General features: G+C 42.4%; 19 protein-coding genes, 2 tRNA genes, 1 rRNA gene and 1 pseudogene. 8 read left to right on the top strand and 15 right to left on the bottom strand.

The genetic code is table 11. The features are described 5' to 3' along the window. Positions 1-265 precede the first annotated feature (265 nt). From AC0KVP_RS00115 to AC0KVP_RS00100, 4 genes are all read right to left on the bottom strand, one after another. Positions 266-341, bottom strand: a tRNA-Ala gene (locus AC0KVP_RS00115). A 68-nt stretch (positions 342-409) separates the two neighbouring features. Beyond that, positions 410-486: transfer RNA gene (locus tag AC0KVP_RS00110), tRNA-Ile, on the bottom strand. 61 nt (positions 487-547) lie between these two features. Beyond that, a 16S ribosomal RNA gene (locus tag AC0KVP_RS00105) occupies positions 548-2,085 on the bottom strand. A gap of 426 nt (positions 2,086-2,511) precedes the next feature. Next, positions 2,512-3,081, bottom strand: a complete 570-nt coding sequence (locus AC0KVP_RS00100) for a peptidylprolyl isomerase (protein ID WP_148825243.1) — start codon at positions 3,079-3,081, stop codon at positions 2,512-2,514. Positions 3,082-3,177: 96 nt separating this feature from the next. Between AC0KVP_RS00100 and AC0KVP_RS00095 the strand changes: the two genes are divergently transcribed. Further along, entirely contained in the window at positions 3,178-3,846 is a 669-nt protein-coding gene (locus tag AC0KVP_RS00095; RefSeq protein ID WP_159153729.1) for an acetoacetate decarboxylase family protein, read from the top strand. Positions 3,847-3,893: 47 nt separating this feature from the next. Here AC0KVP_RS00095 and AC0KVP_RS00090 read toward each other — a convergent pair whose 3' ends face one another. Beyond that, positions 3,894-4,967 (bottom strand): alpha/beta hydrolase, encoded by a 1,074-nt coding sequence (locus AC0KVP_RS00090; protein WP_473338101.1) that lies wholly within the window; start codon positions 4,965-4,967, stop codon positions 3,894-3,896. 199 nt (positions 4,968-5,166) lie between these two features. Between AC0KVP_RS00090 and AC0KVP_RS00085 the strand changes: the two genes are divergently transcribed. Continuing rightward, on the top strand, positions 5,167-5,709 hold the full coding sequence (locus tag AC0KVP_RS00085) for a hypothetical protein (RefSeq protein WP_473338099.1): 543 nt from the start codon (positions 5,167-5,169) through the stop codon (positions 5,707-5,709). 135 nt (positions 5,710-5,844) lie between these two features. On the opposite strand, the gene AC0KVP_RS00080 is transcribed toward AC0KVP_RS00085, so the two are convergent. After that, positions 5,845-6,072, bottom strand: coding sequence for a hypothetical protein (locus AC0KVP_RS00080; RefSeq protein WP_058870663.1), 228 nt, complete (start codon positions 6,070-6,072; stop codon positions 5,845-5,847). A gap of 923 nt (positions 6,073-6,995) precedes the next feature. Here AC0KVP_RS00080 and grpE point away from each other — a divergent pair. The 5 genes and pseudogenes from grpE (at position 6,996) to AC0KVP_RS00055 (ending at position 12,025) form a co-directional block, all read left to right on the top strand. Next, complete coding sequence (gene grpE / locus AC0KVP_RS00075) at positions 6,996-7,544, top strand: nucleotide exchange factor GrpE (protein ID WP_058951459.1); 549 nt, start codon at positions 6,996-6,998, stop codon at positions 7,542-7,544. Between the two features lie 119 nt (positions 7,545-7,663). Continuing rightward, positions 7,664-9,604 (top strand): molecular chaperone DnaK, encoded by a 1,941-nt coding sequence (gene dnaK / locus AC0KVP_RS00070; RefSeq protein WP_005401744.1) that lies wholly within the window; start codon positions 7,664-7,666, stop codon positions 9,602-9,604. A 177-nt stretch (positions 9,605-9,781) separates the two neighbouring features. Continuing rightward, positions 9,782-10,543, top strand: a pseudogene (gene blaOXA / locus AC0KVP_RS00065) (class D beta-lactamase). An 81-nt stretch (positions 10,544-10,624) separates the two neighbouring features. Next, the gene (locus AC0KVP_RS00060) at positions 10,625-11,536 is read left to right on the top strand and encodes a matrixin family metalloprotease (protein WP_279742740.1); all 912 of its coding nucleotides are present in this window, start codon (positions 10,625-10,627) and stop codon (positions 11,534-11,536) included. A gap of 114 nt (positions 11,537-11,650) precedes the next feature. Then, on the top strand, positions 11,651-12,025 hold the full coding sequence (locus AC0KVP_RS00055) for a hypothetical protein (protein ID WP_005401765.1): 375 nt from the start codon (positions 11,651-11,653) through the stop codon (positions 12,023-12,025). A gap of 60 nt (positions 12,026-12,085) precedes the next feature. On the opposite strand, the gene erpA is transcribed toward AC0KVP_RS00055, so the two are convergent. The 4 genes from erpA to AC0KVP_RS00035 all read right to left on the bottom strand — a co-directional run bounded on the left by erpA (position 12,086) and on the right by AC0KVP_RS00035 (position 16,046). Further along, positions 12,086-12,421 (bottom strand): iron-sulfur cluster insertion protein ErpA, encoded by a 336-nt coding sequence (gene erpA / locus AC0KVP_RS00050; RefSeq protein ID WP_004697409.1) that lies wholly within the window; start codon positions 12,419-12,421, stop codon positions 12,086-12,088. 118 nt (positions 12,422-12,539) lie between these two features. Beyond that, positions 12,540-13,541: a putative solute-binding protein gene (locus AC0KVP_RS00045; protein WP_406935418.1), complete on the bottom strand. Its 1,002-nt coding sequence runs from the start codon at positions 13,539-13,541 to the stop codon at positions 12,540-12,542. Between the two features lie 230 nt (positions 13,542-13,771). Next, a complete protein-coding gene (locus AC0KVP_RS00040) occupies positions 13,772-14,782 on the bottom strand; it encodes a putative solute-binding protein (RefSeq protein ID WP_058951454.1) in 1,011 nt (336 codons plus the stop codon). Positions 14,783-15,035: 253 nt separating this feature from the next. After that, positions 15,036-16,046, bottom strand: coding sequence for a putative solute-binding protein (locus tag AC0KVP_RS00035; protein WP_171263905.1), 1,011 nt, complete (start codon positions 16,044-16,046; stop codon positions 15,036-15,038). A gap of 231 nt (positions 16,047-16,277) precedes the next feature. Between AC0KVP_RS00035 and AC0KVP_RS00030 the strand changes: the two genes are divergently transcribed. Further along, on the top strand, positions 16,278-18,218 hold the full coding sequence (locus tag AC0KVP_RS00030) for an ATP-binding cassette domain-containing protein (RefSeq protein ID WP_473338092.1): 1,941 nt from the start codon (positions 16,278-16,280) through the stop codon (positions 18,216-18,218). A 630-nt stretch (positions 18,219-18,848) separates the two neighbouring features. On the opposite strand, the gene AC0KVP_RS00025 is transcribed toward AC0KVP_RS00030, so the two are convergent. The 5 genes from AC0KVP_RS00025 to dnaA form a co-directional block, all read right to left on the bottom strand. Then, positions 18,849-19,217, bottom strand: a complete 369-nt coding sequence (locus AC0KVP_RS00025) for a hypothetical protein (RefSeq protein ID WP_005401770.1) — start codon at positions 19,215-19,217, stop codon at positions 18,849-18,851. Positions 19,218-19,386: 169 nt separating this feature from the next. Next, the gene (gyrB, locus tag AC0KVP_RS00020; protein ID WP_004697421.1) at positions 19,387-21,858 is read right to left on the bottom strand and encodes a DNA topoisomerase (ATP-hydrolyzing) subunit B; all 2,472 of its coding nucleotides are present in this window, start codon (positions 21,856-21,858) and stop codon (positions 19,387-19,389) included. A 52-nt stretch (positions 21,859-21,910) separates the two neighbouring features. Beyond that, positions 21,911-22,993 carry a DNA replication/repair protein RecF gene (recF, locus tag AC0KVP_RS00015; protein ID WP_078390109.1) on the bottom strand — a complete coding sequence of 361 codons (1,083 nt, stop codon included), beginning with the start codon at positions 22,991-22,993 and terminating at the stop codon, positions 21,911-21,913. A gap of 15 nt (positions 22,994-23,008) precedes the next feature. Beyond that, a complete protein-coding gene (dnaN, locus tag AC0KVP_RS00010) occupies positions 23,009-24,157 on the bottom strand; it encodes a DNA polymerase III subunit beta (RefSeq protein ID WP_159153738.1) in 1,149 nt (382 codons plus the stop codon). Positions 24,158-24,267: 110 nt separating this feature from the next. Next, positions 24,268-25,647 (bottom strand): chromosomal replication initiator protein DnaA, encoded by a 1,380-nt coding sequence (gene dnaA, locus AC0KVP_RS00005; protein ID WP_004697428.1) that lies wholly within the window; start codon positions 25,645-25,647, stop codon positions 24,268-24,270.

The raw sequence follows: 25,647 nt of genomic DNA, 5'->3' as shown, positions 1-25,647 counted from the left end.
ATCAATCAGTAATAAATCACTGTTAATGTCGATCTTAAAAACGAGTATGAACAAATTATTTCAACTCAAATATATTCTGTTAATGATTTTTCCAGCCTTCGTCAGGTCAGGAAACTGTGATAAATCACAGAAGTTAATAAGCTTTAACTTACTAAGTTCTGTAATCCAACTTCTTAGATTAAGCTTCGTTCCATGTGTGCCTGCGCACAGCATAGCTGTTTGCTTAAATTCTCGGACAAAGCGCTGCTTTGTTTTTCCTCGAATTTGGTGGAGACTAGGAGAGTCGAACTCCTGACCTCCTGCGTGCAAAGCAGGCGCTCTACCAACTAAGCTAAGTCCCCAGCTTATCAATAAGTCAATGTCTCTGTTTTTCTGTATTCAGCATTGAACAATGCTTGTTAGTCAGATTTGGTGGGTCTGACAAGACTTGAACTTGTGACCCCACGCTTATCAAGCGTGTGCTCTAACCAACTGAGCTACAGACCCTCAGATACATCGTCATGAAGAACAACTTGTTGTGGATTCTTACCAATCGTCAATCTTTCGTTAAGGAGGTGATCCAGCCGCAGGTTCCCCTACGGCTACCTTGTTACGACTTCACCCCAGTCATCGGCCACACCGTGGTAAGCGTCCTCCTTGCGGTTAGACTACCTACTTCTGGTGCAACAAATTCCCATGGTGTGACGGGCGGTGTGTACAAGGCCCGGGAACGTATTCACCGCGGCATTCTGATCCGCGATTACTAGCGATTCCGACTTCATGGAGTCGAGTTGCAGACTCCAATCCGGACTACGATCGGCTTTTTGAGATTAGCATCCTATCGCTAGGTAGCAACCCTTTGTACCGACCATTGTAGCACGTGTGTAGCCCTGGTCGTAAGGGCCATGATGACTTGACGTCGTCCCCGCCTTCCTCCAGTTTGTCACTGGCAGTATCCTTAAAGTTCCCGGCTTAACCCGCTGGCAAATAAGGAAAAGGGTTGCGCTCGTTGCGGGACTTAACCCAACATCTCACGACACGAGCTGACGACAGCCATGCAGCACCTGTATGTAAGTTCCCGAAGGCACCAATCCATCTCTGGAAAGTTCTTACTATGTCAAGACCAGGTAAGGTTCTTCGCGTTGCATCGAATTAAACCACATGCTCCACCGCTTGTGCGGGCCCCCGTCAATTCATTTGAGTTTTAGTCTTGCGACCGTACTCCCCAGGCGGTCTACTTATCGCGTTAGCTGCGCCACTAAAGCCTCAAAGGCCCCAACGGCTAGTAGACATCGTTTACGGCATGGACTACCAGGGTATCTAATCCTGTTTGCTCCCCATGCTTTCGTACCTCAGCGTCAGTATTAGGCCAGATGGCTGCCTTCGCCATCGGTATTCCTCCAGATCTCTACGCATTTCACCGCTACACCTGGAATTCTACCATCCTCTCCCATACTCTAGCTTCCCAGTATCGAATGCAATTCCTAAGTTAAGCTCAGGGATTTCACATCCGACTTAAAAAGCCGCCTACGCACGCTTTACGCCCAGTAAATCCGATTAACGCTCGCACCCTCTGTATTACCGCGGCTGCTGGCACAGAGTTAGCCGGTGCTTATTCTGCGAGTAACGTCCACTATCCAAGAGTATTAATCTCAGTAGCCTCCTCCTCGCTTAAAGTGCTTTACAACCAAAAGGCCTTCTTCACACACGCGGCATGGCTGGATCAGGCTTGCGCCCATTGTCCAATATTCCCCACTGCTGCCTCCCGTAGGAGTCTGGGCCGTGTCTCAGTCCCAGTGTGGCGGATCATCCTCTCAGACCCGCTACAGATCGTCGCCTTGGTAGGCCTTTACCCCACCAACTAGCTAATCTGACTTAGGCTCATCTATTAGCGCAAGGTCCGAAGATCCCCTGCTTTCCCCCGTAGGGCGTATGCGGTATTAGCATTCCTTTCGGAATGTTGTCCCCCACTAATAGGCAGATTCCTAAGCATTACTCACCCGTCCGCCGCTAGGTCAGGTAGCAAGCTACCCTTCCCCGCTCGACTTGCATGTGTTAAGCCTGCCGCCAGCGTTCAATCTGAGCCATGATCAAACTCTTCAGTTAAAATCATTAGTAGCTTATGGCTACAAATCTTGGCTCATCAATTTTCTGACAAATATTTCTCAAATAAACTTCGAGTAATTCTTACCATCAATCAATGAAATATTTTCGATCGATCAATCAGTAAAAATCCACACAAGTTGTTCTTCATAATCTCTTAATGATCTTTCTAACACCTCGTCAGTGCTAGAAGCTGGACTCAATATACTTAACAACTCAGCACTTCGTGCTTCGTTCGTTTCCGTCTATCTCGTCGGTATGGGGTGCATTCTAGAGGATTTCTAAAGCTTTGCAAGTGCTTTTAACTGGTTGTTTTATCGGGTGTTGTATTTTTATGCACTAAAAAGGTTCAAAAACAAACAACCACGAACTTAACTCAATAATTTTAAAGCAGAAATATAAATTTAATATTTCTGCTTTCTTTTTTCATTACTTTTGCACTGCTGCTGCTTTAATATTCACACTGAGAATTTTAACAGGTTGTTTCGGTACATCTTGATGTGGCCCTGCACGTCCTGTCGGTACTTTAGTGATTTTATCTACCACATCCATACCTTTAGTGACCCGACCAAAAACCGCATAACCTGCGTTATTGGTACTTTTATCTAAAAAGTTATTATCCACCACATTAATAAAGAACTGACTGGTTGCAGAATGCGGTAAGTTGGTTCGTGCCATCGCCAAAGTGCCACGTTTATTAGATAGACCATTACTTGATTCATTTTGAATGGCTGGTCGTGTTGGTTTTTCTACAAGGTCCGCAGTCATGCCCCCACCTTGCACCATGAAACCCGGAATGACGCGATGAAAGATCGTTCCGCTATAAAACTTAGCTTTCGTATAGTCTTCAAAGTTTTTTGCTGAGATTGGTGCTTTATCATTAAACAGTTCAATTTCGATGTTACCCATTGATGTTTTCATTTCAACAATCGTGTTATTTGCCATGACCGCCATACTCATACATGTAGCCGCCACTGCAACTAAACTCTTCTTTAACATTTCGTTACTCACAGCATTCAGATGTTATTAGATTTCGGTATATTAATCGTTCAGTATAAATAAAACACTACTTCTTCTAAGAAAACGAGAATAACGATGAATGAAGCTTTAGCCCTGTCTCAATTGAGTCAATTCCCACCTTGGCATTTACAAGGTGAAGCCTTTATTTTGAATTATTGGATTAGTCCGCAATTTATTCGACAATATAACGCGTTTCGTATTGCCCCGTCCCCGATTGGTCGTGTGGTTCAAGTCATGTTGGTGCGTTATCATCAATCCCCTGTTGGACCTTATGATGAACTACTTTTACTCGACCATCCTTTACTGAGCAAACGGCGTTTAAGTTCGATTCCTAAAATTTATGTGTCTACACAGATTTCAGTTGAACATGGTCAACAACTTTGGGGTATTCCGAAAGAGTTCGCTCAGTTTGACTGGCATACGCAGCACGAAACAACACAATGTCAACTCAGCACTCAAGACCAAACCCTGTGTTTAACACTCACCCAGTGCAAAAAGGCACGTCCGTTTTATATTAATAGTCATCACATTCCACGTTCTATGCTCAAAATACAGCAAGCATGGCAAGGTCAACGTTATGAGTTTTCTCCACAGTTTCGCGCAAAGCTAATGAAACTGAAAAAATTTGAATGGCAAAACCATACCACTCTCTTTCCAGACTTTGGCCAAGCCAAGGCTCTACAAAGTTTTTATGTCCCGAGCTTTCAGCTCGTTTTTCCAGAAGCCAAAATCCGCTCTAAATAAAAAAAGAATGTTCCACGTGAAACATTCTTTTTAAAATTCATGCTTTTTTATTTGGCATTCTTATCCCAAAATTTTCTAAAATCCTTTGCCATATCTATGGTGATTTTTTTTGCCCGACGAGAAATGATGGTGAAGTTCACAAACCCATGGGGTTGATCTAGATAATTCTGATAATAAACCTTATTGCCCTGCTGCTTTAATTTGATGGCATAAATTTCACCTTCATCATGCAATAAATCATGACCTGCGGTGATGACAAAAGCGGGTGCGACACTTTTTAATACGCCATAAGTCGGCGAAACAATAGGATCATCCAGAGCTACCTGATGTTGTTCAGCATACAACGACGTCACTCTATCGACATCTTGCCCCGTTAAGGTCAGTCCATCTTTATAAGCAAAGAACGATGGATGGCGACTTTTGAAATCGACCACGGGGTAAATTAACAGTTGTGCACTTGGCGCATAAGCTTTTGCAGCAGTTCGCTGCGCCACCACGGCACTGATATTACCACCTGCACTATCGCCAGCCACCGCAATTCGATTTTTCAAAATTTTGAACTGACGACGGTTTTGATAGACCCAAGCCAAAGCATCTTCACAGGATTGAATCAATAAATTCGGACCAACTTCTGGCGCCAAAGGATAGTCAATACTGAGCACCTGCACTTTGGCATGGATTGCAAGTAAGCGACAGACTTCATCATGACTGTCGAGGCTGCCAACCACGAACCCGCCGCCATGATAAAACACCAACATCGGAAGTTTCTTATTCGGTGCAGGATGATAATGCCGCGCAAATACAGTTCCACTTTGTAAAGGTAGACGTAAATCTTCCACTTGTTTTACCGCGCTGGGTTTCGCGGTCAACATTTGAATTTGATGATCAAACAATTTACGCGAACGATGATAGTCTTCAAAAATAAAGCCCGATTTGCCTTGCTTATATTGAGCTGCCATTAAGCATTTCATAAAGGGATCTAATTGCTCAAACTGGTGAGGATAACCCAGCGCTTTAACCAAGCCTTCTTGTGCTACTGTCGGTAAGCGATCAATCACTCGTGCCGCACTGCCTTGGCCTTGTTCCATCCATTGTTGTAAAGTGCGATTCAACACGCCCATGTCAATGATATCCTTTTATCGTTCTTCATATTCTCTACATGATCAGCACTTACGTGACCATTCTCTTATATAAGTCTTCACATCAAGATACATAGCAATACGTCCTATAAGCTAATCTTCTTTTAAGAGCTTGTCATTGACAATTTTTATGCCGATTTAGGAGTGTTTTGCTACTCCGTTTTTATGAAGGAGACCTGCGATGACTAAAAAAATAATATTCCTCTCACTCATCAGCACCTTGTTTGTTGGTTGTGTGGCTTTTCCTGAGGATGGCTATCATGACGGACGCTATGACCACCGCTATGATTATGACGATCGACGCTACGACCAACATGATCGCTATGAACGAGACCGACAACGTTGGGAATACCAACAACGACAAAACCGTATCGAACGCGAACGTCGCGAGGCAGACCGAAACCGCCAAAGACATGCTGAATGGGAACGCCAAAACCGCGAACAAGAACGGCAACGTATTGAAGCTGAGCGCAAACGGATCGCTAACCAACGTCATCACGACTGGCAACAGAAAAAGCGTGATCAAGAGCGATTAAACCAAGAACGTAAACGTTATGATGCTGAGCGTCAGCAACGACAAAATGCCGAACGCAAACGTCGTGAGCAAGAGCGTCAACGAACTGAAGATCGACGCAAACAATCCCATAACGATCGTAAGCAACGTCCCGATGATCAACACCACAATCAAAACAGAGGTTGGGATAACTCACGTCAAGAGCGATAAAATCGTCATCGCACATCAGACTGATGAAATAAGACGGCTGAACAGCTTGAGTTATTTACTCCCTAAAAAAGACCTTCACGGCATCCTGTGAAGGTCTTTAACAAAGCGAATGTAAGAGAAGTTCTCTTTTAAGTTTTATTGTTGTGTTGTCGCAGGTGTAGATTGGATGGGTTCAATCTGAGCCGCAGGATCTGCTTGAACCTCGACTCCAGCACTTCCCTCAACGGTTGCAGTTGCATCTGGTGCAGTGGTCACTTGAGCGGACTCTGGTGCAGTACTGGTTTCACTTGAGCTACAGCCCACGATGGCAAATGCTGAACCTAAAAGCGCTAGAGACACTAATGCAGTTTTCTTATTTAACATTCTTTCATTTCCTTTTACATCATACAAAAATAGCAAAGCCAAACTTTGCCCTGCCTATCTTTGTCAAATCCGAAAACTTTTACACACGTTCTGAGTTGTAGTTTTTGCAGACTCGAGTACAACTTGTGCAATTTTTTATTAATTGGGTACAAATACCGCCTTAGGACTACATCTCCACAGCAGCTCAAGTTAATATGCTGATTCTGCATTATTTCTTTCTTCGGTGAGCAGCATAAATAGGAACTCTATGCTTACACCATCAACTCTTCAGTATTGCAGAACTCTTGTATGCTGATACACGATTAAATAATGTTATTTTTAAAGTTGAAGCAAAAAAAAAGCTTAATCCAAGGTAGATTAAGCTCGAGAAAGCATACAAAAATAAATAAACCACAGCCTTAAAATCGAATTTTGAGTGCAAAGCTCGAATCACTCTGACAGCATTATACCTTTGCACCGAATAGAGTACTTTTGGGAGACGTACTATTCAAAAACCTAAATCTCTAAATTAAGAGGGTTTCCCCAAGCTATGCAAATAGGTCGCAGTCACCATACTTTACTCTCTCCACAAAGTATGATCACCGCTGATGAACTCATTATGTGGTCAAGCGAAAAATTAGTAAAACAGATAAATTTAATTAAAATAATTCAATGTAACGATTAGCCTTTGTCAACATAAAAAACTCAAGCAGGATTGGAAATGGACCTTTGCACAGAATAAGCACCTAGAAAGCCTGATTTCAGCAAATTTTTACCAAAAATAAATGAATTAATCACTGAAGCCGCTTGAATTTTTGGCTGTTGCCCCGACCTTTTGTAGTAATCCTGAATTCAATGACGCATGGCAGTTCAGATTAACCCAGTTAACACTGATGCCTGAAGGACTGTACATGTTTAAGAACCCATTTAAACGGAGTAAATCAATGGCGACTGAGCACAATCAAGAAGCTCAAGATCTAGGGCAAGAGCAAGCGGATTCACAAACAGCGCAAACTCAAGCTGAAACGGAGCAAGCTGAAGTTTCAGTTGAGGATTTACAAGCTCAAATTACCAATCTTGAAGAAAGCCTAAAGCTTGAAAAAGCACGCACTGCAAATGCTGTATACGAAGCACAAAAAAGTGTAGAGCGTATTCAACGTGAATCCGATAAGCATAAAGACACCGTTCTCGAAAAATTCGCAAAAGAGTTACTGGACTCAGTGGATAATTTAGAACGTGCCCTTAGCGCATCGGGTGAGGAAAAAACACCAATGTTTGAAGGTGTGGAACTAACGTTGAAATCGCTACTGACTGCACTGGAAAAATTTGGTGTGGTCGCAGTTGATACAGCAAATGGTTTCAATGCGGACTTGCATCAAGCAGTCGGGATTGATCCAAATGCGAAAGCCAACGAGATCGGAACGGTATTACAAAAAGGTTATACCTTAAATGGTCGTTTGCTTCGTCCAGCAATGGTCATGGTTGGCGCATAAACTCTATAAATTCGAGAGTTTGTAAAATTTTTTCTTGATTATCACTTGAAAAAAATTGAACGGCTCTCATATCGAATAACAAGCAAAAACATTGCAAAAATTTTTGAGGAATCATCCAAATGGCTAAAATCATTGGTATTGACTTAGGTACAACAAACTCTTGCGTCGCTGTACTTGAAGGCGACAAAGTTAAAGTGATCGACAACGCTGAAGGTGCACGTACAACACCATCGATTATTGCGTATAAAGATGGCGAAATCTTGGTGGGTCAGTCTGCAAAACGTCAAGCAGTGACTAACCCTAAAAACACATTATTCGCAATCAAACGTTTGATCGGTCGTAAGTATCAAGACCAAGCAGTTCAAAAGGACATCGGTCTTGTCCCTTACAAAATCATCAAAGCTGACAATGGTGATGCTTGGGTTGAAGTAAACGACAAGAAACTTGCACCACAACAAATCTCTGCTGAAATCTTGAAAAAGATGAAGAAAACTGCAGAAGATTACTTAGGTGAGACAGTAACTGAAGCGGTGATTACCGTTCCTGCTTACTTTAACGATGCACAGCGTCAAGCAACTAAAGATGCGGGTAAAATCGCAGGTTTAGAAGTTAAACGTATCATCAACGAACCAACGGCTGCTGCACTTGCGTTCGGTATGGACAAAAAAGAAGGCGACCGTAAAGTTGCAGTTTATGACTTAGGTGGTGGTACTTTTGACGTATCTATCATTGAAATCGCTGATCTTGATGGCGACCAACAAATTGAAGTGTTATCAACCAATGGTGATACTTTCCTTGGCGGTGAAGACTTCGATAACGCTTTAATCGAGTTCTTGGTTGAAGAGTTCAAGAAAGAACAAAACTTCAACTTGAAACAAGATCCACTTGCATTACAACGTTTGAAAGAAGCAGCTGAAAAAGCAAAAATCGAGCTTTCTTCGTCAAATGCAACTGAAATTAACCTTCCGTACATCACGGCTGATGCGACTGGTCCTAAACATTTAGTGATTAACGTAACACGTGCAAAACTTGAAGGTTTAGTGGCTGATTTAGTTGAACGTACAATCGAACCTTGCCGTATTGCGCTTAAAGATGCTGGTCTTTCAACAAGCGACATCTCTGACGTAATCTTGGTGGGTGGTCAATCTCGTATGCCACTTGTACAACAAAAAGTACAAGAGTTCTTCGGCCGTGAACCACGTAAAGACGTGAACCCTGACGAAGCGGTAGCAATGGGTGCTGCAATTCAAGGTGCGGTCTTGTCTGGTGACAAAACTGACGTACTTCTTCTTGACGTGACTCCGTTGACACTTGGTATCGAAACCATGGGTGGCGTCTTAACAGCAATTATTGAGAAAAACACCACGATTCCTGCGAAGAAATCTCAAGTGTTCTCAACTGCTGCGGACAACCAACCTGCTGTAGACATTTCTGTGTTCCAAGGTGAACGTAAAATGGCACAGCAAAACAAATTGTTAGGTAACTTCCAATTAGGCGACATTCCACCTGCTCCACGTGGTGTGCCACAAATTGAAGTATCGTTCGACATTAACGCTGACGGTATCTTAAAAGTATCGGCTAAAGATAAGAGCACTGGTAAAGAGCAATCAATCCAGATTAAAGCAAACTCAGGTTTGTCTGATGCTGAAATCGAAGCAATGATCAAAGATGCTGAAGCGAATGCTGAAGAAGACCGTAAGTTCGAAGAACTTGCGAAAGCACGTAACGAAGCGGATGCATTGGTATCTTCTGCTCAAAAAGCAGTGAAAGATCTAGGCGAGCAAGTAACTGCTGACGAAAAAACTGCTGTTGAAACTGCAGTCGCTGAGCTTGAAACTTCAACTAAAGAAAATGATGTAGAAGACATCAAAGCGAAAACTGAAGCACTTCAAAACATCATCATGCCGATCACGCAACGCGCTTATGAAGCTGCGCAAGGTCAAGGCGGTGCTGAAGGTTTCGACCCGAATGCATTCGGTGGTGACGCTGGTCAACAACAAAAAGCGGACGATGGCGTTGTAGATGCTGAGTTCACTGAAGTAAAAGATGACAAAAAATAATTTGTCTCTTTAATAAAAAACCGCGCGAAAGCGCGGTTTTTTATTACCTCAATATTGTTGTTTCACATTCCACTTTTACCTTAGGCTGATAAAAAATTTAGATCTCAGCCTTCAATGAAAAATTTACATTTGGGCCTCATCGCCCTCATTGCTACCTTCGGTTCTGCATGAACCACAATAAGCCCCTCCGTAGAAACAGCTAAAAACCAACATCAGCAAAGCGCGCAGCAGCAGATCCAACAAGCCTTCAATAAACTCCAAACCACAGGGGTGATTGTCATTAAGGATAAGCATGGCTTACACAGCTACGGCAATGACTTGAGCCGTGCTCAGACACTCTAGGTACCCGCCTCTACCTTTAAAATGCTGAATGCCTTAATCGGACTAGAACATGGTAAAGCAACTAGCACCGAGGTATTTAAATGGGATGGTCAAAAGCGCAGCTTCCCTGCTTGGGAAAAAGACATGACTTTAGGGCAAGCCATGCAAGCATCTGCCGTTCCTGTTTATCAGAAGCTAGCACGGCGCATTGGCCTAGATCTGATGAAAAAAGAAGTGCAACGCATTGGATATGGCAATCAACAGATTGACACCGTTGTCGATAATTTTTGGTTAGTCGGTCCACTGCAAATTACGCCTGTTCAAGAAGTCCTTTTTGTAGAGAAGCTGGCCAATACACAACTCGCTTTTAAGCCAGATGTGCAACATACCGTACAAGACATGCTGCTGATTGAACAAAAACCGAATTATAAACTCTACGCCAAATCTGGTTGGGGCATGGACCTAGAACCGCAAGTGGGCTGGTGGACAGGCTGGGTCGAAACAGCAACAAGTGAAAAAGTGTATTTTGCTTTGAATATGCATATGAAAACGGGAATTTCAGCCAGCGTACGTGAGCAACTGGTCAAACAAAGTCTGACAGCACTGGGGATAATTTAAGCCCACAGAGAAGACGCATTTTTTTGTTGCAAAGGTGTTTTTTACGCTAAAGTAGCTAAAAATAAAGATATATGAAGAAATATGCGTCAAAGTCTCTTGTTTGCTTTACTGAGCTTTTTAGGGTTGATTCTGTATCAAAATATGCAACAGCCTCAGCTGCGCCTCAATCCCCTGCTGGATCGACTCACCCATCCATTCGATCAGCGTATTCGCTATCGTATTGCGGAAGTCGATCCGCGTTTTGGTCTCAGTGAACATGAGTTAAAGTACATTAGCCAGCAAGCCACGGATATTTGGAAACAGGGTTTAGGCCAAGACTACTTTGTCTATGACCCCAATGCTCGGCTCAGTATTCGACTCATTTATGACCAACGTCAAGATGAGTCGGTACAACGCCGTGATCAACTGTCTAAACTGACACAAAATGAACACGGGCTGAGTCAAAAAAATACTGAACTCAAAGCCATGCAACAAAATCTGGCACGTCACTCAGGGGCTTTAGATGTGCAAAAACAGAGTCTACAAGACCTTAGCCAAAACTATAATGCCATGATCCGTCAGTATAACCAGCACGGCGGAGTCCCTGCTTCGCAGCAAGCGGCCGTACAACAGAGTTTGGTGCAGCTGCGTCAACAGCAACACGTTTTAGACCAACAAATTGCCAGCTTTAACCTGCAAGTGAATGCCTACAATCAAAAGGTAGATCAACTGAACCGCTTAGATCAAGGCCATAATCTGGCCATCGACCAGTTCAACCAACGCTTCCAACCCCGTCTATTTGATAAAGGACTGTTCAATGGGCGTGAAATTCATATTTATGAGTTTGAGTCCAAAGAAGACTTACGTCTGACTTTAGCGCATGAATTTGGCCATGCCCTCGGAATGAAACATCATAATGATCCGAAAGCCCTGATGTACCCAATGCTAGAAGAGCAAGATATGCAGCATTTCCGTTTAAAAAGTGCCGATATTGCATTGTTTAATGCCCGTTGAAATGATGAATTGCTAAAAAAACCCCCTAATTTTAATATGTGTATGAAATACAATCACAGCACATCTTGACTCGGGTTCGTGTTATTGTAAATAATTGAATATCCACTAGAAGCTTTGGAGACGAATGTGAGTTACTACCATATCTTAATCGAAGTAAATGACCACATCAGTACGATTGAAGAAACTCGTGATATCGAAATCTTTGATATTGTTGAGATTCAACCTTATCTCCATTCTATTCTATTGCCCTATTTTAACGAGCAGCTGTTAGAACTTGAAGATGAAAATTTAGAGTTTAAGGATGTTTTACATCTGGAAGTTAAACAGACGCTTTTACCAATCAATGACTTGATTGAAGAAGAACAGAAACTGTTACCGAGTGACACCGATGTCACCATTACTGCCTATGAAGTTTTTAATAACCGTGACTTAAGCCAAGATGTCACCACGATTATTTTTGACTTACTGGATGCGATTAAACTCGATTGAAAGCGAATGATTGCACATAAAAAAGCCCTCATCATGAGGGCTTTTTTAATCAGATCAGGTTTAGATCGAGAAAGATGAACCACAACCACAGGTCGTCGTTGCATTTGGGTTTTGCACGATGAAACGTGAACCTTCCAAACCTTCAATATAATCCACCACTGAACCGACCAAATATTGATAACTCAATGAGTCAACCAACATTTTCACATCACCATTGATAAATTCTGCGTCGTCTTCATTTTGGTTTTCAGCAAAGTTAAAACCATAAGAAAAACCTGAACAACCACCGCCCGTGACATACACACGGAGCATTAAATCTTGATTCCCTTCACTGTCACGTAATTGACGTACTTTATTTGCGGCATTGTCGCTTAGTTCAAGTGCTTGGGCATTCATCTTAGATTCCTCAGTTCGGTTCAGCTGTCTTTCAAATCAAAAAGACCATATTTCGAGTATAGCATACTCAATATATGGTCCCTATTTGAATATTTAAAGTCAAATCAGACTAATTTCCTCAAGATTGTTTGTAATTTTCATCCTGTAGTCCACATTCAAAGTTTTTCGCCGCTTGCTTACAACGGAATTGCCATAACAGTTTCATCATTCGCTTATCGTAAATACCGCGGTTGGTGAGATCAATTCGTGCTTCCCGCATCATCTTTTGATAACCCGGTTGATCTGCAGCTGGCACCTGCATCCAATATTTTTGCGGAATTTCAGCTTTCATTTTACCCAAGATACCGAATGCACGCGGTAGCTGGCCTTTGACCCATTCCCGTGATTTTTGTCCATAACCTGCAGGGAATTTATCTGGTCGAATAATGATATTACCTGTGACCTGTAAAATCGGATAATTCACAATTGCCCCTTTCGTTCCCAAGCCTTTATGTAACTCTAAGGGCTTAAAAACCGCAGCAGGCGCACCAATAATGTCGACTTGACCATTATTGAACTTTGCACCAAAGTTAGTGACATCGGCACTCACAGCTTGCGCACCAATTTGTTGAACCATGACTTTTTGCGCTTGATCATAGTCTAAAACCGCAATTTTCTTGCCTGCGGCTTTCGCTACAGTATTGATGCTACGGTCATTCACCAATAAAAAGGCGTCCCCCACAGGAATCACACCTGCCACTTCATACTTACCATTGACCATATGTTTAGCAAAAGTTGGGCTGGCCAAGCCTTGCATCACTTTAACCGCTAAATTGAGATCGGGAATCGCACCAATCGCGTCAAGTGAACCTGTAAACGAATTAAATTGACGCCCGCGCATGCCCGTAACACTAATGGCATCGCATTTTCCTGCTTTAAAATCCTCAGCAATCACGGCTTCGTTTTGTCCGACCCGCAGTTCAATATCCGCGCCCCAGTTTTTAGCCGCCAACTGATAATCTTTCATCAAGCTATATACATCACCATTTTTACCGACTAAGTCGAATACACAAACCATTTGTTTGGCCTGTGCCATCGCTGTTGCAGAAATGACTAATGTCCCGACACTGAGGCTTTTCATCCACTGTTTCATATATCTTCCTTTTGACTTATTGTTGTTTGTTGTGATGAGCCATTCACTTGTGCTCTTTGTTATTTTTAATGCCCCGACTGACACTTCAATTGGTTCAAAACCACTCATTTCTTACGCGCTATACAAATTAGCTGCGTCAAATCCATTTAAATTGGTCGATTAAAAGCAAAAAAGAAAGCCCAATTTAAACTGAGCTTTCTTTGATTACACTCGGCAAATTACTCACCGCCCAGTGAGCATTCAAAGTTGGCTTTATCCACCGAGCAACGGGCTTTTTTCAAGACCGACATCATTGCTGGATCATAAATGCCTCGTTTGGTCATATCCATCCGACCATCGCGCAGCATTTTTTGATATTTGGTTTTGTCTTCTGCTGTGAGGTTCATTTTGTATTTTGCAGGAATGCCTGCTTCTAAACGACCAATCATTGCTATGCTTTTCGGTAGGTTTTTCACAAACCAATCTCGCGATTTTTGTCCAAAGCCTGCGGGAAATTGATCTGGGCGAATCACAAAGTCAGCTGTCACTTGTAGTACAGGGAAGTTAAACATTGCGCCGTTCGTGCCTAAACCTTTATAAATTTCTAAAGGTTTATAAGCATAAGCCGGTGCCCCGACCATATCAACTTGACCATTATTAAACTTCGCCACAAAGTTAGACACATCGGAAATCACCGCTTGCGCACCGACGCGTTGCACCATGATTTTTTGGGCATCGTCATAGCCCAAGACTGCAAACTTTTTACCCGCCGCTTTTTCAATGGAATTAATACTTTTATCTCGTACAAAAATAAAAGCTGAACCTAAAGGTGCAATCCCTGCCACTTCATATTTTTTACCCCCAAGATTGGTCACCATTTTGGTCGCATTACGCTGATCCAATGCAAAAGTAATCGCACGTTGTGCAATAGCATTGCTTGGAGCGCCGCCCAATGCATCAATAGAACCGACAAATTTATTGTACTGGCGTGCACGCATAGCGGTCATAAACACGCCATCACACTTACCTGCTTTAAAGTCATTGTCAGCAACGGCTTCATCTTGACGAGGGATCAAATTAATTTCAGCTCCCCAGCCCTTTGCCGCCAAAGCCCATTCTTGCGCCATTTGATACGACTCACCAGATTTGCCAAGCAAGTCAAATACACAGATGTCCACTTTAGCCGCTTGTGCTGTCGACGCTACACCCAAAGCAGAAAAAGCAGCGAGTGCGAGGGTTAATTTTTTCATTCTTGTGTCCTTGTTCGTTTTGTTGTTTGACAGGTGTCCATACACATGCAAAATATTAAGCAAGTTAAAATTAAAAAAATAGAGCATTTACTCAAAAATTACTGTCAATTGGGCAAATTTTTTCTTTTCTCTCATTTTTATTTTCACAGGATTATTAAAAGCATTTTAAATTCATCATATTAAAATAAAAACTCTGCATCATCCTTTTTACATGAATGATGCTTAATATTACAAAGAAATACAGATTTTCGCCTTATTCACCGCCCAATGAACATTCAAAATTGGTGCGTTCAACCGTACAACGGGCTTTTTTTAACACGCGCATCATGCCTGGGTCATAGACCCCTTGTTTGGTTAAATCAATGCGCCCTTCCCGTAGCAAACGCTGATATTTTTCTTTGTCTTCTTTGCTGAGCTGCATTTTGATTTTACTGGGAATCGCAGCTTCAAGTCGCTGGACCATAGCAAAGGATTGCGGAATTTTTTGCAAAAACCATTGCCGTGATTGCTCGCCAAATTGAGCAGGAAAACGCTCGGGTCTGACAATTAAATCTGCAGTGACATTGACCACGGGAAAGTTAAGCATAGCCCCTTTAGAGCCTAGACCTTTTTCAATTTCTAAGGGTTTATAGGCATATGCAGGTGCAGCAACCACATCGACTTCGCCTGTATTAAACTTTTTTATAAAGTTGGAAATATCCGACATCACAGGTACAGCGCCCACTCGCTCTACCATCACCCGTTGTGCCCGGTCATAATGCAGAATGGCAAATTTTTTACCTTGCGCTTTTTCGATGGTATTTAGACTTCGGTCCTTTACAAAAATATAGGCTGAACCAATCAAGCCAATGCCTGCCACTTCATAACTGTCCCCTTGCAGCGTAGTAGTCATGCGCTTGGTATTTCTGGGATCGAGTACATATTCCACCGCCTTTTGTGCAATTTTATTGCTTGGTACTCCGCCTAAGGCATCAATCGAACCTGCGAACTTGTTATAGGTGCGCGCGCGCATCGAGGTCATATACACCGCATCGCATTTATCATTTTGAAAAGCTTTATCGGCTAAGTCTTCGTCCTGAAATGAAATCAACTGTACCTGTGCACCCCATTTTTTACTGACCAAAGCCCATTCTTCTAAGAATTTATAAGATTCCCCTGCTTTACCCAATAGGTCGAAGACACACACCTGCTGCTTCGCCTGCACCATACTTGAGAAGCCGCACAGTGCTAGCGTCGATAAAATAAAAAATCCTTTTCTTTTCATTATTATCCCTTCATATTTTTTGTTTTACTGGGGAAATATATCTGTGTGCTATTCCTCAATATAGGTCAAAAAAGGTCAACTTTTAGCTTTCCGACCAAAGGTCAAATGGTTTCATCCTCCCCTTATAAAGAAACGCTTAGAGATTTCAGTTCAGATAAATTTTGAATGTTTAGTCTTTTGCTGACGCATCCATTAGAATAGGCGCACCTTTTTCTGATATTTGATAGTTCCATGATTCAGCTTGATCAAGTTTCATTGCGCCGTGGTGGACGAGTGTTATTTCAAAAAGCCTCCATGCAAATCCATCCGGGTTGGAAAGTTGGTCTCATCGGTGTCAACGGTGCTGGAAAATCAACCCTGTTTGCTGCGCTCTTAGGCTCGATAGGTCCTGATGATGGCACCCTAAGCCGCCCTGCCGTATGGACGGTGGCGCACATGGCACAGGAAGTAAAAGCCTTAGATATGGCTGCAATTGATTTCGTCCTGACCGGTGATGAAGAATATTGGAACATTCAACAACAGCTCAACCATCCTGAACAGTTAACTGACACTGAACTGGCTGATTTACATGGCCGATTCGACGAAATTAACGGTTATTCCGCACCCGCTAAAGCCGCTCAGCTTATGGCGGGTCTGGGTTTTATGGAACATCAAAACCAACTCTTAGTTTCGAGTTTCTCTGGTGGATGGCGAATGCGTTTAAACTTAGCGCGTACTTTGATGAGCCGTTCGGATCTATTATTACTGGATGAACCAACCAACCACTTAGATCTCGATGCTATTTTATGGTTAGAAGATTGGTTAAATGCCTATACGGGCACCCTAATTTTAATTTCGCATGACCGCGATTTCTTAGATGCGATTACCAACCGTATTTTGCATATCGAAAATCAAGAACTCACCCTCTATAGCGGTAACTATTCTACCTTTGAAACCACTCGTGCAGAACGCTTAGCACAACAACAACAAGCCTATGAAAAGCAGCTCGAAACACGGGCACATATTCAAAAATATATTGACCGTTTTAAAGCCCAAGCCACTAAAGCACGTCAGGCACAAAGCCGAATTAAACAATTGGAACGGATGCAGCTGCTTGCGCCTGCACATGTCGATACCCCTTTTACCTTTAGCTTCCGTGAACCCACTAAAATGAGTTCACCACTGCTGACTCTAGAACAGGCTGATATTGGTTATGGTGAAAAACTGATTGCCACCAATATCAACATACAAATCACCCCGACGAGCCGGATTGGCTTATTGGGGATGAATGGTGCAGGTAAATCGACTTTAATCAAATCTTTGGTCGGTGATTTACCTTTATTGGCAGGACAACGTAAAGCCTCAGAACTGCTAAATATTGGCTATTTTGCGCAGCATCAAATGGATTCACTGGATGAGTCGGCCAGCCCAATGCTGCAATTGGCACGCATTGCGGATAAAAAAATCAGTGAAGCGACCTTACGTGCCTTTTTAGGCAGTTTCGGCTTTAGTGGCGAACGGATGGATACCCCTTGCGAGAGTTTCTCTGGTGGCGAACGTGCACGTTTGGCACTGGCTTTAATCGTGTGGTTACGTCCCAATGTCTTGATTCTAGATGAACCGACCAACCATTTAGACTTAGATATGCGCCATGCCCTGACCATGGCTTTACAAGACTATGAAGGTGCTGTGGTCTTGGTTTCGCATGAACGCCAACTGATTGCCAGCGTGTGTGATGACCTCATTTTAGTCCATGCTGGAAAATCGACCGAATTTGAAGGTGATCTACACGATTATGCCAACTGGTTACGCCAAGCGCGCCTAGAAATGATTAAACAAGGCGGAATCGTAGCGCCGATCGTGTCTAAAGTCAGCACTCAAAAAACTATCGTTTCAAAGGTTGATAAAGAAGCGCAGCGTAAATTAGCTGCACAGCGCCGTGAACAAACGCGTCCGATTCGTAAAAATATCGAAAAATGTGAAAGCCTACTGGCAAAACACCAGCCACGTTTACTCGACATTGAAAGTTTACTCGGTGATGCTGGCCTATATGACGCTGCACGCAAAGATGAACTCATGAAACTAATGAATGAGCAAACTGAACTTAAAAACCAAGTCAGTGAAGCTGAAGAACAAATGCTAGAGCTGATGATGGAACTTGAAGAGCTCGAAAGCTCATTCGAAAACGAATAATCTTTCCTCATACACCCTGCCCGCCATGTTTATGCATCGCGGGCATTTTTATGTCTTAACCATTTTGATCTATTTACTTTGCTGCAACACCAATCGATTTCCAAAAACATGCCTTTTCGGTCTATACATGTAATTCAATAAGACACGCATAGTCTGAGTATTTTAAAAATATAAGTGATTGAAATTAAAATTATTGCTTAATAAATAAAGCGATAAATTGATTGATTTTTATTATTTAGAAATTCTTAAAAAGCAAAAAACAAGATTGTTTAATTTAGCTTAATTAATTGAATATTCAACTATATACAGTCCTATTTCCATAAATTTCACAACTGAAAGCCAAACACAACCTTCACAACAGATAGAGAATATCCATCATGTGCAGACACGCACCTTTCAACACAACAAGTTTTGAATTTAAAAAGAGGGAATAAATTTAAAAGATCGATTTAAATTTAAAAATAAGGCATGGTTTTAAATTTAAAGACCGCACCTAGAACAACTGTGGATAAAATTATACGTATTTTAGCAGCTGATATAAAGTGCTATTTTTATTTATCCACAGGCTAATGCTGTTTATTTATTCAGTTGTTTTAGGCAAATCCATCCTCTTTTTTGCGCTCTTTTTCCTTAATTTAATACAGCTCTTTGCGCCTTTAAAAAACGTAATTCTTGTATTTTCCATCCCTGATCGAAGACCCATGTTTCTTGGATTTGTTGGCGATTTTCAACCAAACCGATCAAGACCTGACAGCGTGTTTGGTCACGGTTAAACTCAAATTCTTCAAATTCGACATCGGGTTTTTGAGGTTTCCAAACCCCATTTTTCACAGCATGTGCGATCTTTTCATAGCGCGTATAGTTACTCTCCACACGATCAGCTTGCTCATAGACCACCTTAAAATGCTCATCTTCATATTGAGCTAAAACTTCATAATTGCCCGTAAAAAATGCATTCACCCAAATGTCGCGTACTTGTTCTAGTTGATTATCCATCATAATGACCTCACATTTTGCACTGTGCAAAAGACTTGATACTCACATCATGACATCGCTATAAGTCAGTTTAATAACAGTGTGCATTGCTTATATTTTATTCAAAATCATAAGAAATGCTGTAAAAAAAAGCACCCCGTAGGGTGCTTTTTTGGCTTATTTTGTAAAGCGCTTAGGCATCAATATCCGCATTCAATGCATTTTCTTCAATGAATGCACGACGTGGTTCCACATCGTCACCCATCAAACAAGAGAACATACGATCGGCTTCAATCGCATCCTGAATGGTAACTTGCAACATGTTGCGGTTTTCAGGATCCATAGTCGTTTCCCAAAGCTGGTCCGCATTCATCTCACCCAAGCCTTTATAGCGTTGAATCATCATGCCACGACGGGAATCAGATAAAATATGTTGCCATACCTGATGGAAGTTAGTAACTGCAATCTTGCGATCACCTTTTTGTAGGTATGCGCCATCTTCCAACAACGTGAACCAACTCTTGGAGTTTTTCAACAAACGGGCATATTCACCAGAACCCAATAAGCCTGCATCTAATAAGTAGCTGTGCGGCAGATTGTGTACATAGATGGTGATACGAGGTAAGTAAGTCTCGATCTTTTGACCATCTGCCAGTTCTTTTTCAAACGTTTCTAAGCTTAACTCAGGACGCAAGCTCGGTTGAATCTCTGCCACAGCACTGCGCACTTGTTCAGCCCATTGCTCGACATAAGCTCGGTCATGGTTTTGATCAAGCTTAAAGCCTTCAACCGAAATCAACGCATCTAAGACACTGGCAGGATAACGTACAGTTAAACGCTGTAAGCTCTTCTGAGACGTTTGATAGTCCGCAATCACATTCGCTAAAGCTTCACCACGGATTGCAGGTGCAGCATCGCTGATGTGCAATTCAAGCTCATCAATCGCGTTTGAAATTAAATAGGTTTCAAGCGCATCATTATCTTTCAGATACTGCTCTTGCTTGCCTTTTTTCAGCTTATACAGCGGTGGCTGAGCAATATAAATATAACCACGCTCCACCAACTCAGGCATTTGACGGAAGAAGAAGGTCAACAATAGGGTACGAATGTGCGAACCATCCACATCAGCATCGGTCATGATGATGATTTTGTGATAACGCAATTTGTCCGGATTGTACTCTTCACGGCCAATACCACAACCCAATGCCGTGATCAGCGTGCCAACCTCTTGAGATGAAATCATCTTGTCAAAACGCGCACGTTCTACGTTTAGGATTTTACCTTTCAACGGTAAAATCGCTTGCATCTTACGGTTACGACCTTGCTTAGCTGAACCGCCAGCAGAGTCACCCTCGACTAGATACAATTCAGACAATGCTGGATCTTTTTCTTGGCAATCTGCGAGCTTACCTGGTAAGCCTGCAATATCTAACGCACTTTTACGACGCGTCATTTCACGCGCTTTACGTGCCGCATCGCGGGCACGAGCCGCATCAATGATTTTGCCTGCAATTGATTTTGCAGCTTGCGGGTTTTCAAGCAAATATTCAGAGAATGATTTATTCATTGCCTGTTCAACCGCAGGTTTCACCTCACTTGAAACCAACTTTTCTTTGGTTTGTGAAGAGAATTTCGGATCAGGCACTTTCACTGAAACAATCGCAGTTAAACCTTCACGTGCATCATCACCAGAAACCGCTACTTTCTCTTTTTTGAGTAAGTTTTCGTTTTCCATGTAGCTGTTTAGACCACGTGTTAATGCCGCACGGAAACCCGCTAAATGCGTTCCACCATCTTTTTGTGGAATGTTGTTGGTAAAGCAACGTACGTTTTCTTGATAGGTATCATTCCACTGCAACGCCACTTCAACACCAATGCCATTTTCAGCCTGTACGGTGAAATGGAAAATGTCGTTCAGATGGGTTTTGCCTTGGTTAATATATTTCACAAACTCAGACAGACCGCCTTCGTAGTCAAACACATGTTCTGCATGAATACGCTCGTCACGCAAAACAATGCGCACGCCCGCGTTTAAGAAAGACAATTCACGTAAACGACGCGCTAGAATATCGACATTGAAAATGGTTTGGCTAAAAGTTTCAGCACTTGGCCAAAAACGGACAGTTGTTCCTGTGGTATCCGTATCCCCCACAACAGTCAGTGGGTAAACCGGATCACCGTGTTTATATTCTTGTTGATGAATATGACCTGCACGATGAATGGTCAGTTCCAACTTACGTGACAAGGCATTCACAACTGATACGCCCACACCATGTAGACCACCTGAAACCTTGTAGCTATTGTCATCAAACTTACCACCTGCATGCAGAATGGTTAAAATCACTTCTGCGGCAGAAACCCCTTCTTCAGGGTGAATATCGGTCGGAATACCGCGCCCATTGTCCGATACACTTACAGATTCATCTTCGTGAATCGTCACCAAAATTTCATCACAGTGACCTGCAAGCGCCTCATCGATCGCATTATCCACCACCTCAAACACCATATGGTGTAAGCCTGAACCATCATCCGTATCACCAATATACATACCCGGACGTTTACGTACTGCGTCCAATCCACGTAATACTTTGATACTAGAGGAATCATAAGCTTTTTCTGTGGTTTGTTCCGTTTGAGAAGCAGCTTGTTGATCTTCTGAACTCATGGTTTCTCCCTAGCGAAAAATAGGTCTATCCCGTGATGGGTAAAATCTAAAATCATTGTGCGACAACTTGAACTTGACCGTTTTCAACACAGAATAATTGATAAGAAATAGATAAATCATGTAAGTGATTTTTGACTGATTCATACTCTAAAGTGGTAATAAAAACTTGACTACCCAGTTGGCTCAATCGCTCAATTAAACGTTGTTGTGCTGTTAAATCTAATTCTGCTGTCAGATCATCTAATAATACCACAGTTTCCTTATTACAAGCATGTAGCATTGCAATCTGTGACAGTTTTAAGGCTATGATTAACAGCTTTTTTTGTCCACGTGACAGCACGACATCGGCATCGCCAAGGCTTGTTTTTAAACGCAAATCTGCCTTGTGTGGACCATACTCGGTATAGCGCCGTTCAAGGTCTTTTTGATGATGACTTTGCAGGTCATTCAGTAACCCTAACTCGGTATGAAAGCCAGGGCTATATTCTAACTGAACCTCGATATCTGGCAGCAGGTGTTTTAAATCTTGCTCAAAAAAGCCCTTCCACTGCTCCACAATGCTGACGCGCTGCGAATGCAGCATTTCCCCATAATCACCAAGCATTTTGTTCCACGGCTCCAAATCTGCCAGACTTAGATTCCGTCGTGTTTTCAGTAAACTATTACGCTGTTTTAATGCCCGTGAATAATATTGCCATGCATGATAAAACTCAGGTTCCACGTGGAACATCAGCCAATCTAATAGTTGCCGTCTAGGCTTGGCACCATGATCAATAATATCGGTACTTTGCGGATCAATCAGTTGCAAAGGAAGAATCTTAGCCAACTGGCCTTGAGTGGCAATGTTGTCGCCATTGACCTTGATGAGCTGTTCACCAGACAACAGCTTTTGCATCCCTATTTTTTCAGAACTGGATTGGGCAAAGACAATCGCGTCTTGGGTGTCGGTTTGAATATAGTGTTTCGGAATATGGGTCCGAAAGGAACGCCCAGTCGCCAACAGATGAATGGCTTCTAAAATTGAGGTTTTACCTGAACCATTTTGTCCATAAAAAACATTAAACGGTTGCAATCCATGGAGAGCAACCGTTCTGAGATTTCGAACACGTTCGATGTTTAAACGCGTGATTTGCATGCCTGAACCTAGGGCTTAAACACGCATTGGCATGACCACATAGGTCTGATCTTGATGAGCTGGATCTTGCACTAGAACCGATTGATTTGCTTCGGTCATCGTCATTGACACATCATCACCATCCAATGCGCCTAAGACTTCCAAGATATATTGGGCATTAAAAGACATTTCCATTGGCGCATTATTATATTGAATCGCCAAATCCTCTACGGCTTCGTCTTGCTCTGGGTTATTGGCACGCAGCTGCAAAGTGTCTGCGGCAAAGTTTAAGAACACACCACGTAGTTTTTCATTACTTAAAATCGAAACACGTTGTAAAGATTGCTTAAAGACATCATGTGCAATTAACACATTTTTATCCCCACCACGTGGAATCACACGGCGATAATCAGGGAACTTACCGTCAATCAGTTTTGTGGTGAAACGAACCGTGGTATCCCCTTGTTCTTTGTCACGACTGGCAATAGAAATAGTCACATTCAATAGTTCACGACCGATTAACAACGCCAATTGTTCATCTTCAATGCTCAATAAACGTTGTAATTCGCCCACTGCTTTACGTGGAACAATCGCTTGAATCAATTGAGTGGCATTTGAGCTAGCGACAGTTTCACACAGAGCTAAACGGTGGCCGTCTGTGGTCACTGCACGCAGTTGATTATTATCAATTTCAAGTAAGGTTCCCGTGAGATAAAAACGCACATCCTGCACCGCCATAGCAAATGCAGTTTTTTCAAATAGGCGCTTTAATTCACGCTGTGTCACCGCAACTTGCGTGCCTTGCGTGTTCTCTGTGGTCAATAACGGGTAATCTTCAGCGGGTAAAGTCCCCAACACAAAACGGCTATTACCAGACTTTAAAATACAACGCTGATCTTCAGTAATTTGTAAGTCTATCAGTGCTGCAGTCGGTAAAGATTTGCAAATATCCATCAACTTACGTGCAGGAACGGTCGTTTCACCCGCTTGTAAACACGCCCCTTCTGTAAGAGGGGTACTTGCAACCAATTCGACTTCTAAGTCTGAACCTGTGATCGTCAACGACGCTTGGGTTACTTGTACTTTAACATTTGAGAGAATATTTAAAGTATGGCGACGTTCAACCGCTCCTACGACATGTGATAGAACATTAAGTAAGCTTTCTTTCGCGATTTTTAAACGCACGATACATTCCTCGAAAAACTGAAGATAAAATAATAAATAAATGTGTTTTTAGCAGTGTACTATGCGGCAGAACATGCCGCATTGCAAGAATAGAATTTGAGCAATTTTGCTTAACTTTGCAGCAAGCGTTGCAAGTTTTTATAGTCCTCATTGAAGATCGGATCTTCATCGCGCAGACTTAAAACTTTTTCACAAGCATGCATGACGGTACTGTGATCTCGACCGCCAAAGGCCATACCAATTTCAGGGAAACTGTCTCCCGTTAACTCACGTGCCAAGCCCATTGCCAATTGGCGTGGACGAGCATAAATACGGGTCCGTTTAGGCCCAACCAACTCTTTGAGTGGAATTCTAAAGTACTCACTCACCACACGTTGAATATTTTCAGTACTGATGGTTCGTGCACGAATGGCCAAGACGTCTTTTAATGACTCACGCACAACATCCAAATCAATAGCTGTACCCTTAAAGCGTGAAATGGCCACCACTTTATTCAGCGCACCTTCCAATTCACGTACGTTTGCAACCACTTGTTGCGCAATAAATAACGCACAGTTTCGTGGTAATTCCACATCATTGCTTTCTGCTTTTTTCAGCAAAATTTCAATACGGGTTTCAATATCTGGTGGCTCAACCCCAACCGACAAGCCCCAAGAAAAGCGTGAAACCAAACGTGGATCTAATTCCGTTAATTCTTTTGGATAGCGATCTGAAGTCAGAATAATTTGCTTAGATTCATCTAAAAGTGCGTTAAAAGTATAGAAAAACTCTACTAAACTCGCCTCTTTACCCGCCAACAAATGAATATCATCGACCAACAATAGATCTAAAGATCGGCAATTTTTTTTAAATTCTTCCACTTTGCCTTGTTGTAAAGAACTAACAAAATCTTGAACAAAGCTTTCTGCCGTCATATACATGACACGTGCATTCGGTTTGGCTTGCAACAAGGCATTGCCCACTGCTTGCATTAAGTGTGTTTTACCTAAACCAGTCGGGCCATATAAAAATAAGGGATTGTGCTGAGAAGCACCTAACTGAGTTAAAACCTTACGACACGTTTCAGCAGCCATTTGGTTTGAACGACCTTCCACAAAAAGTGAGAAGGAAAATAAAGGATTTAACTGACGTTTACGGCTGTTTTTAGAATTCCCTTCTTCTTTTTCTTTTTTCGGACGCACAACAGGTGCTGGAGCAGACTCTAAAGCTGCAGTCGTCGTTGCAGGTTGCTCACTCGCAGATAAAATTGCACCCGGGCGTGAATCGACTAAAATTTCAACTTTACGTACACGCCCTTCAGAGAGCTGCTCCACTAAAATTGTAATCAATTCTAGGTGATGTTCTTGAATGTAACGTGTCCAATAGGGATTGGGAGCATAAAGACGTAGTGTGTCATTTAACTCTTCTGCAACTAAAGGGCGTATCCACATTGTAAAGACATTCCCAGAGAGCTCTTGTCGCAAGCGAGTTAAGCAGTCCGTCCAAAGCAT

This window comes from Acinetobacter sp. DL27, assembly GCF_055810995.1.
The sequence above is the reverse complement of the archived record's forward strand: the minus strand, read 5'-3'. Positions and strand labels throughout refer to the sequence as shown.

Excerpts from the sequence above, each read along its gene's own strand:
- dnaK (WP_005401744.1), top strand. The coding sequence starts at position 7,664 with ATGGCTAAAATCATTGGTATTGACTTAGGTACAACAAACTCTTGCGTC.
- AC0KVP_RS00040 (WP_058951454.1), bottom strand. The coding sequence starts at position 14,782 with ATGAAAAAATTAACCCTCGCACTCGCTGCTTTTTCTGCTTTGGGTGTA.
- AC0KVP_RS00025 (WP_005401770.1), bottom strand. The coding sequence starts at position 19,217 with ATGATGGATAATCAACTAGAACAAGTACGCGACATTTGGGTGAATGCA.
- AC0KVP_RS00100 (WP_148825243.1), bottom strand. The coding sequence starts at position 3,081 with ATGTTAAAGAAGAGTTTAGTTGCAGTGGCGGCTACATGTATGAGTATG.
- gyrB (WP_004697421.1), bottom strand. The coding sequence starts at position 21,858 with ATGAGTTCAGAAGATCAACAAGCTGCTTCTCAAACGGAACAAACCACA.
- AC0KVP_RS00080 (WP_058870663.1), bottom strand. The coding sequence starts at position 6,072 with ATGTTAAATAAGAAAACTGCATTAGTGTCTCTAGCGCTTTTAGGTTCA.
- AC0KVP_RS00090 (WP_473338101.1), bottom strand. The coding sequence starts at position 4,967 with ATGGGCGTGTTGAATCGCACTTTACAACAATGGATGGAACAAGGCCAA.
- grpE (WP_058951459.1), top strand. The coding sequence starts at position 6,996 with ATGGCGACTGAGCACAATCAAGAAGCTCAAGATCTAGGGCAAGAGCAA.
- dnaA (WP_004697428.1), bottom strand. The coding sequence starts at position 25,647 with ATGCTTTGGACGGACTGCTTAACTCGCTTGCGACAAGAGCTCTCTGGG.
- AC0KVP_RS00085 (WP_473338099.1), top strand. The coding sequence starts at position 5,167 with ATGACTAAAAAAATAATATTCCTCTCACTCATCAGCACCTTGTTTGTT.
- AC0KVP_RS00045 (WP_406935418.1), bottom strand. The coding sequence starts at position 13,541 with ATGAAAAGCCTCAGTGTCGGGACATTAGTCATTTCTGCAACAGCGATG.
- AC0KVP_RS00060 (WP_279742740.1), top strand. The coding sequence starts at position 10,625 with ATGCGTCAAAGTCTCTTGTTTGCTTTACTGAGCTTTTTAGGGTTGATT.
- AC0KVP_RS00095 (WP_159153729.1), top strand. The coding sequence starts at position 3,178 with ATGAATGAAGCTTTAGCCCTGTCTCAATTGAGTCAATTCCCACCTTGG.
- AC0KVP_RS00030 (WP_473338092.1), top strand. The coding sequence starts at position 16,278 with ATGATTCAGCTTGATCAAGTTTCATTGCGCCGTGGTGGACGAGTGTTA.
- erpA (WP_004697409.1), bottom strand. The coding sequence starts at position 12,421 with ATGAATGCCCAAGCACTTGAACTAAGCGACAATGCCGCAAATAAAGTA.
- recF (WP_078390109.1), bottom strand. The coding sequence starts at position 22,993 with ATGCAAATCACGCGTTTAAACATCGAACGTGTTCGAAATCTCAGAACG.
- AC0KVP_RS00035 (WP_171263905.1), bottom strand. The coding sequence starts at position 16,046 with ATGAAAAGAAAAGGATTTTTTATTTTATCGACGCTAGCACTGTGCGGC.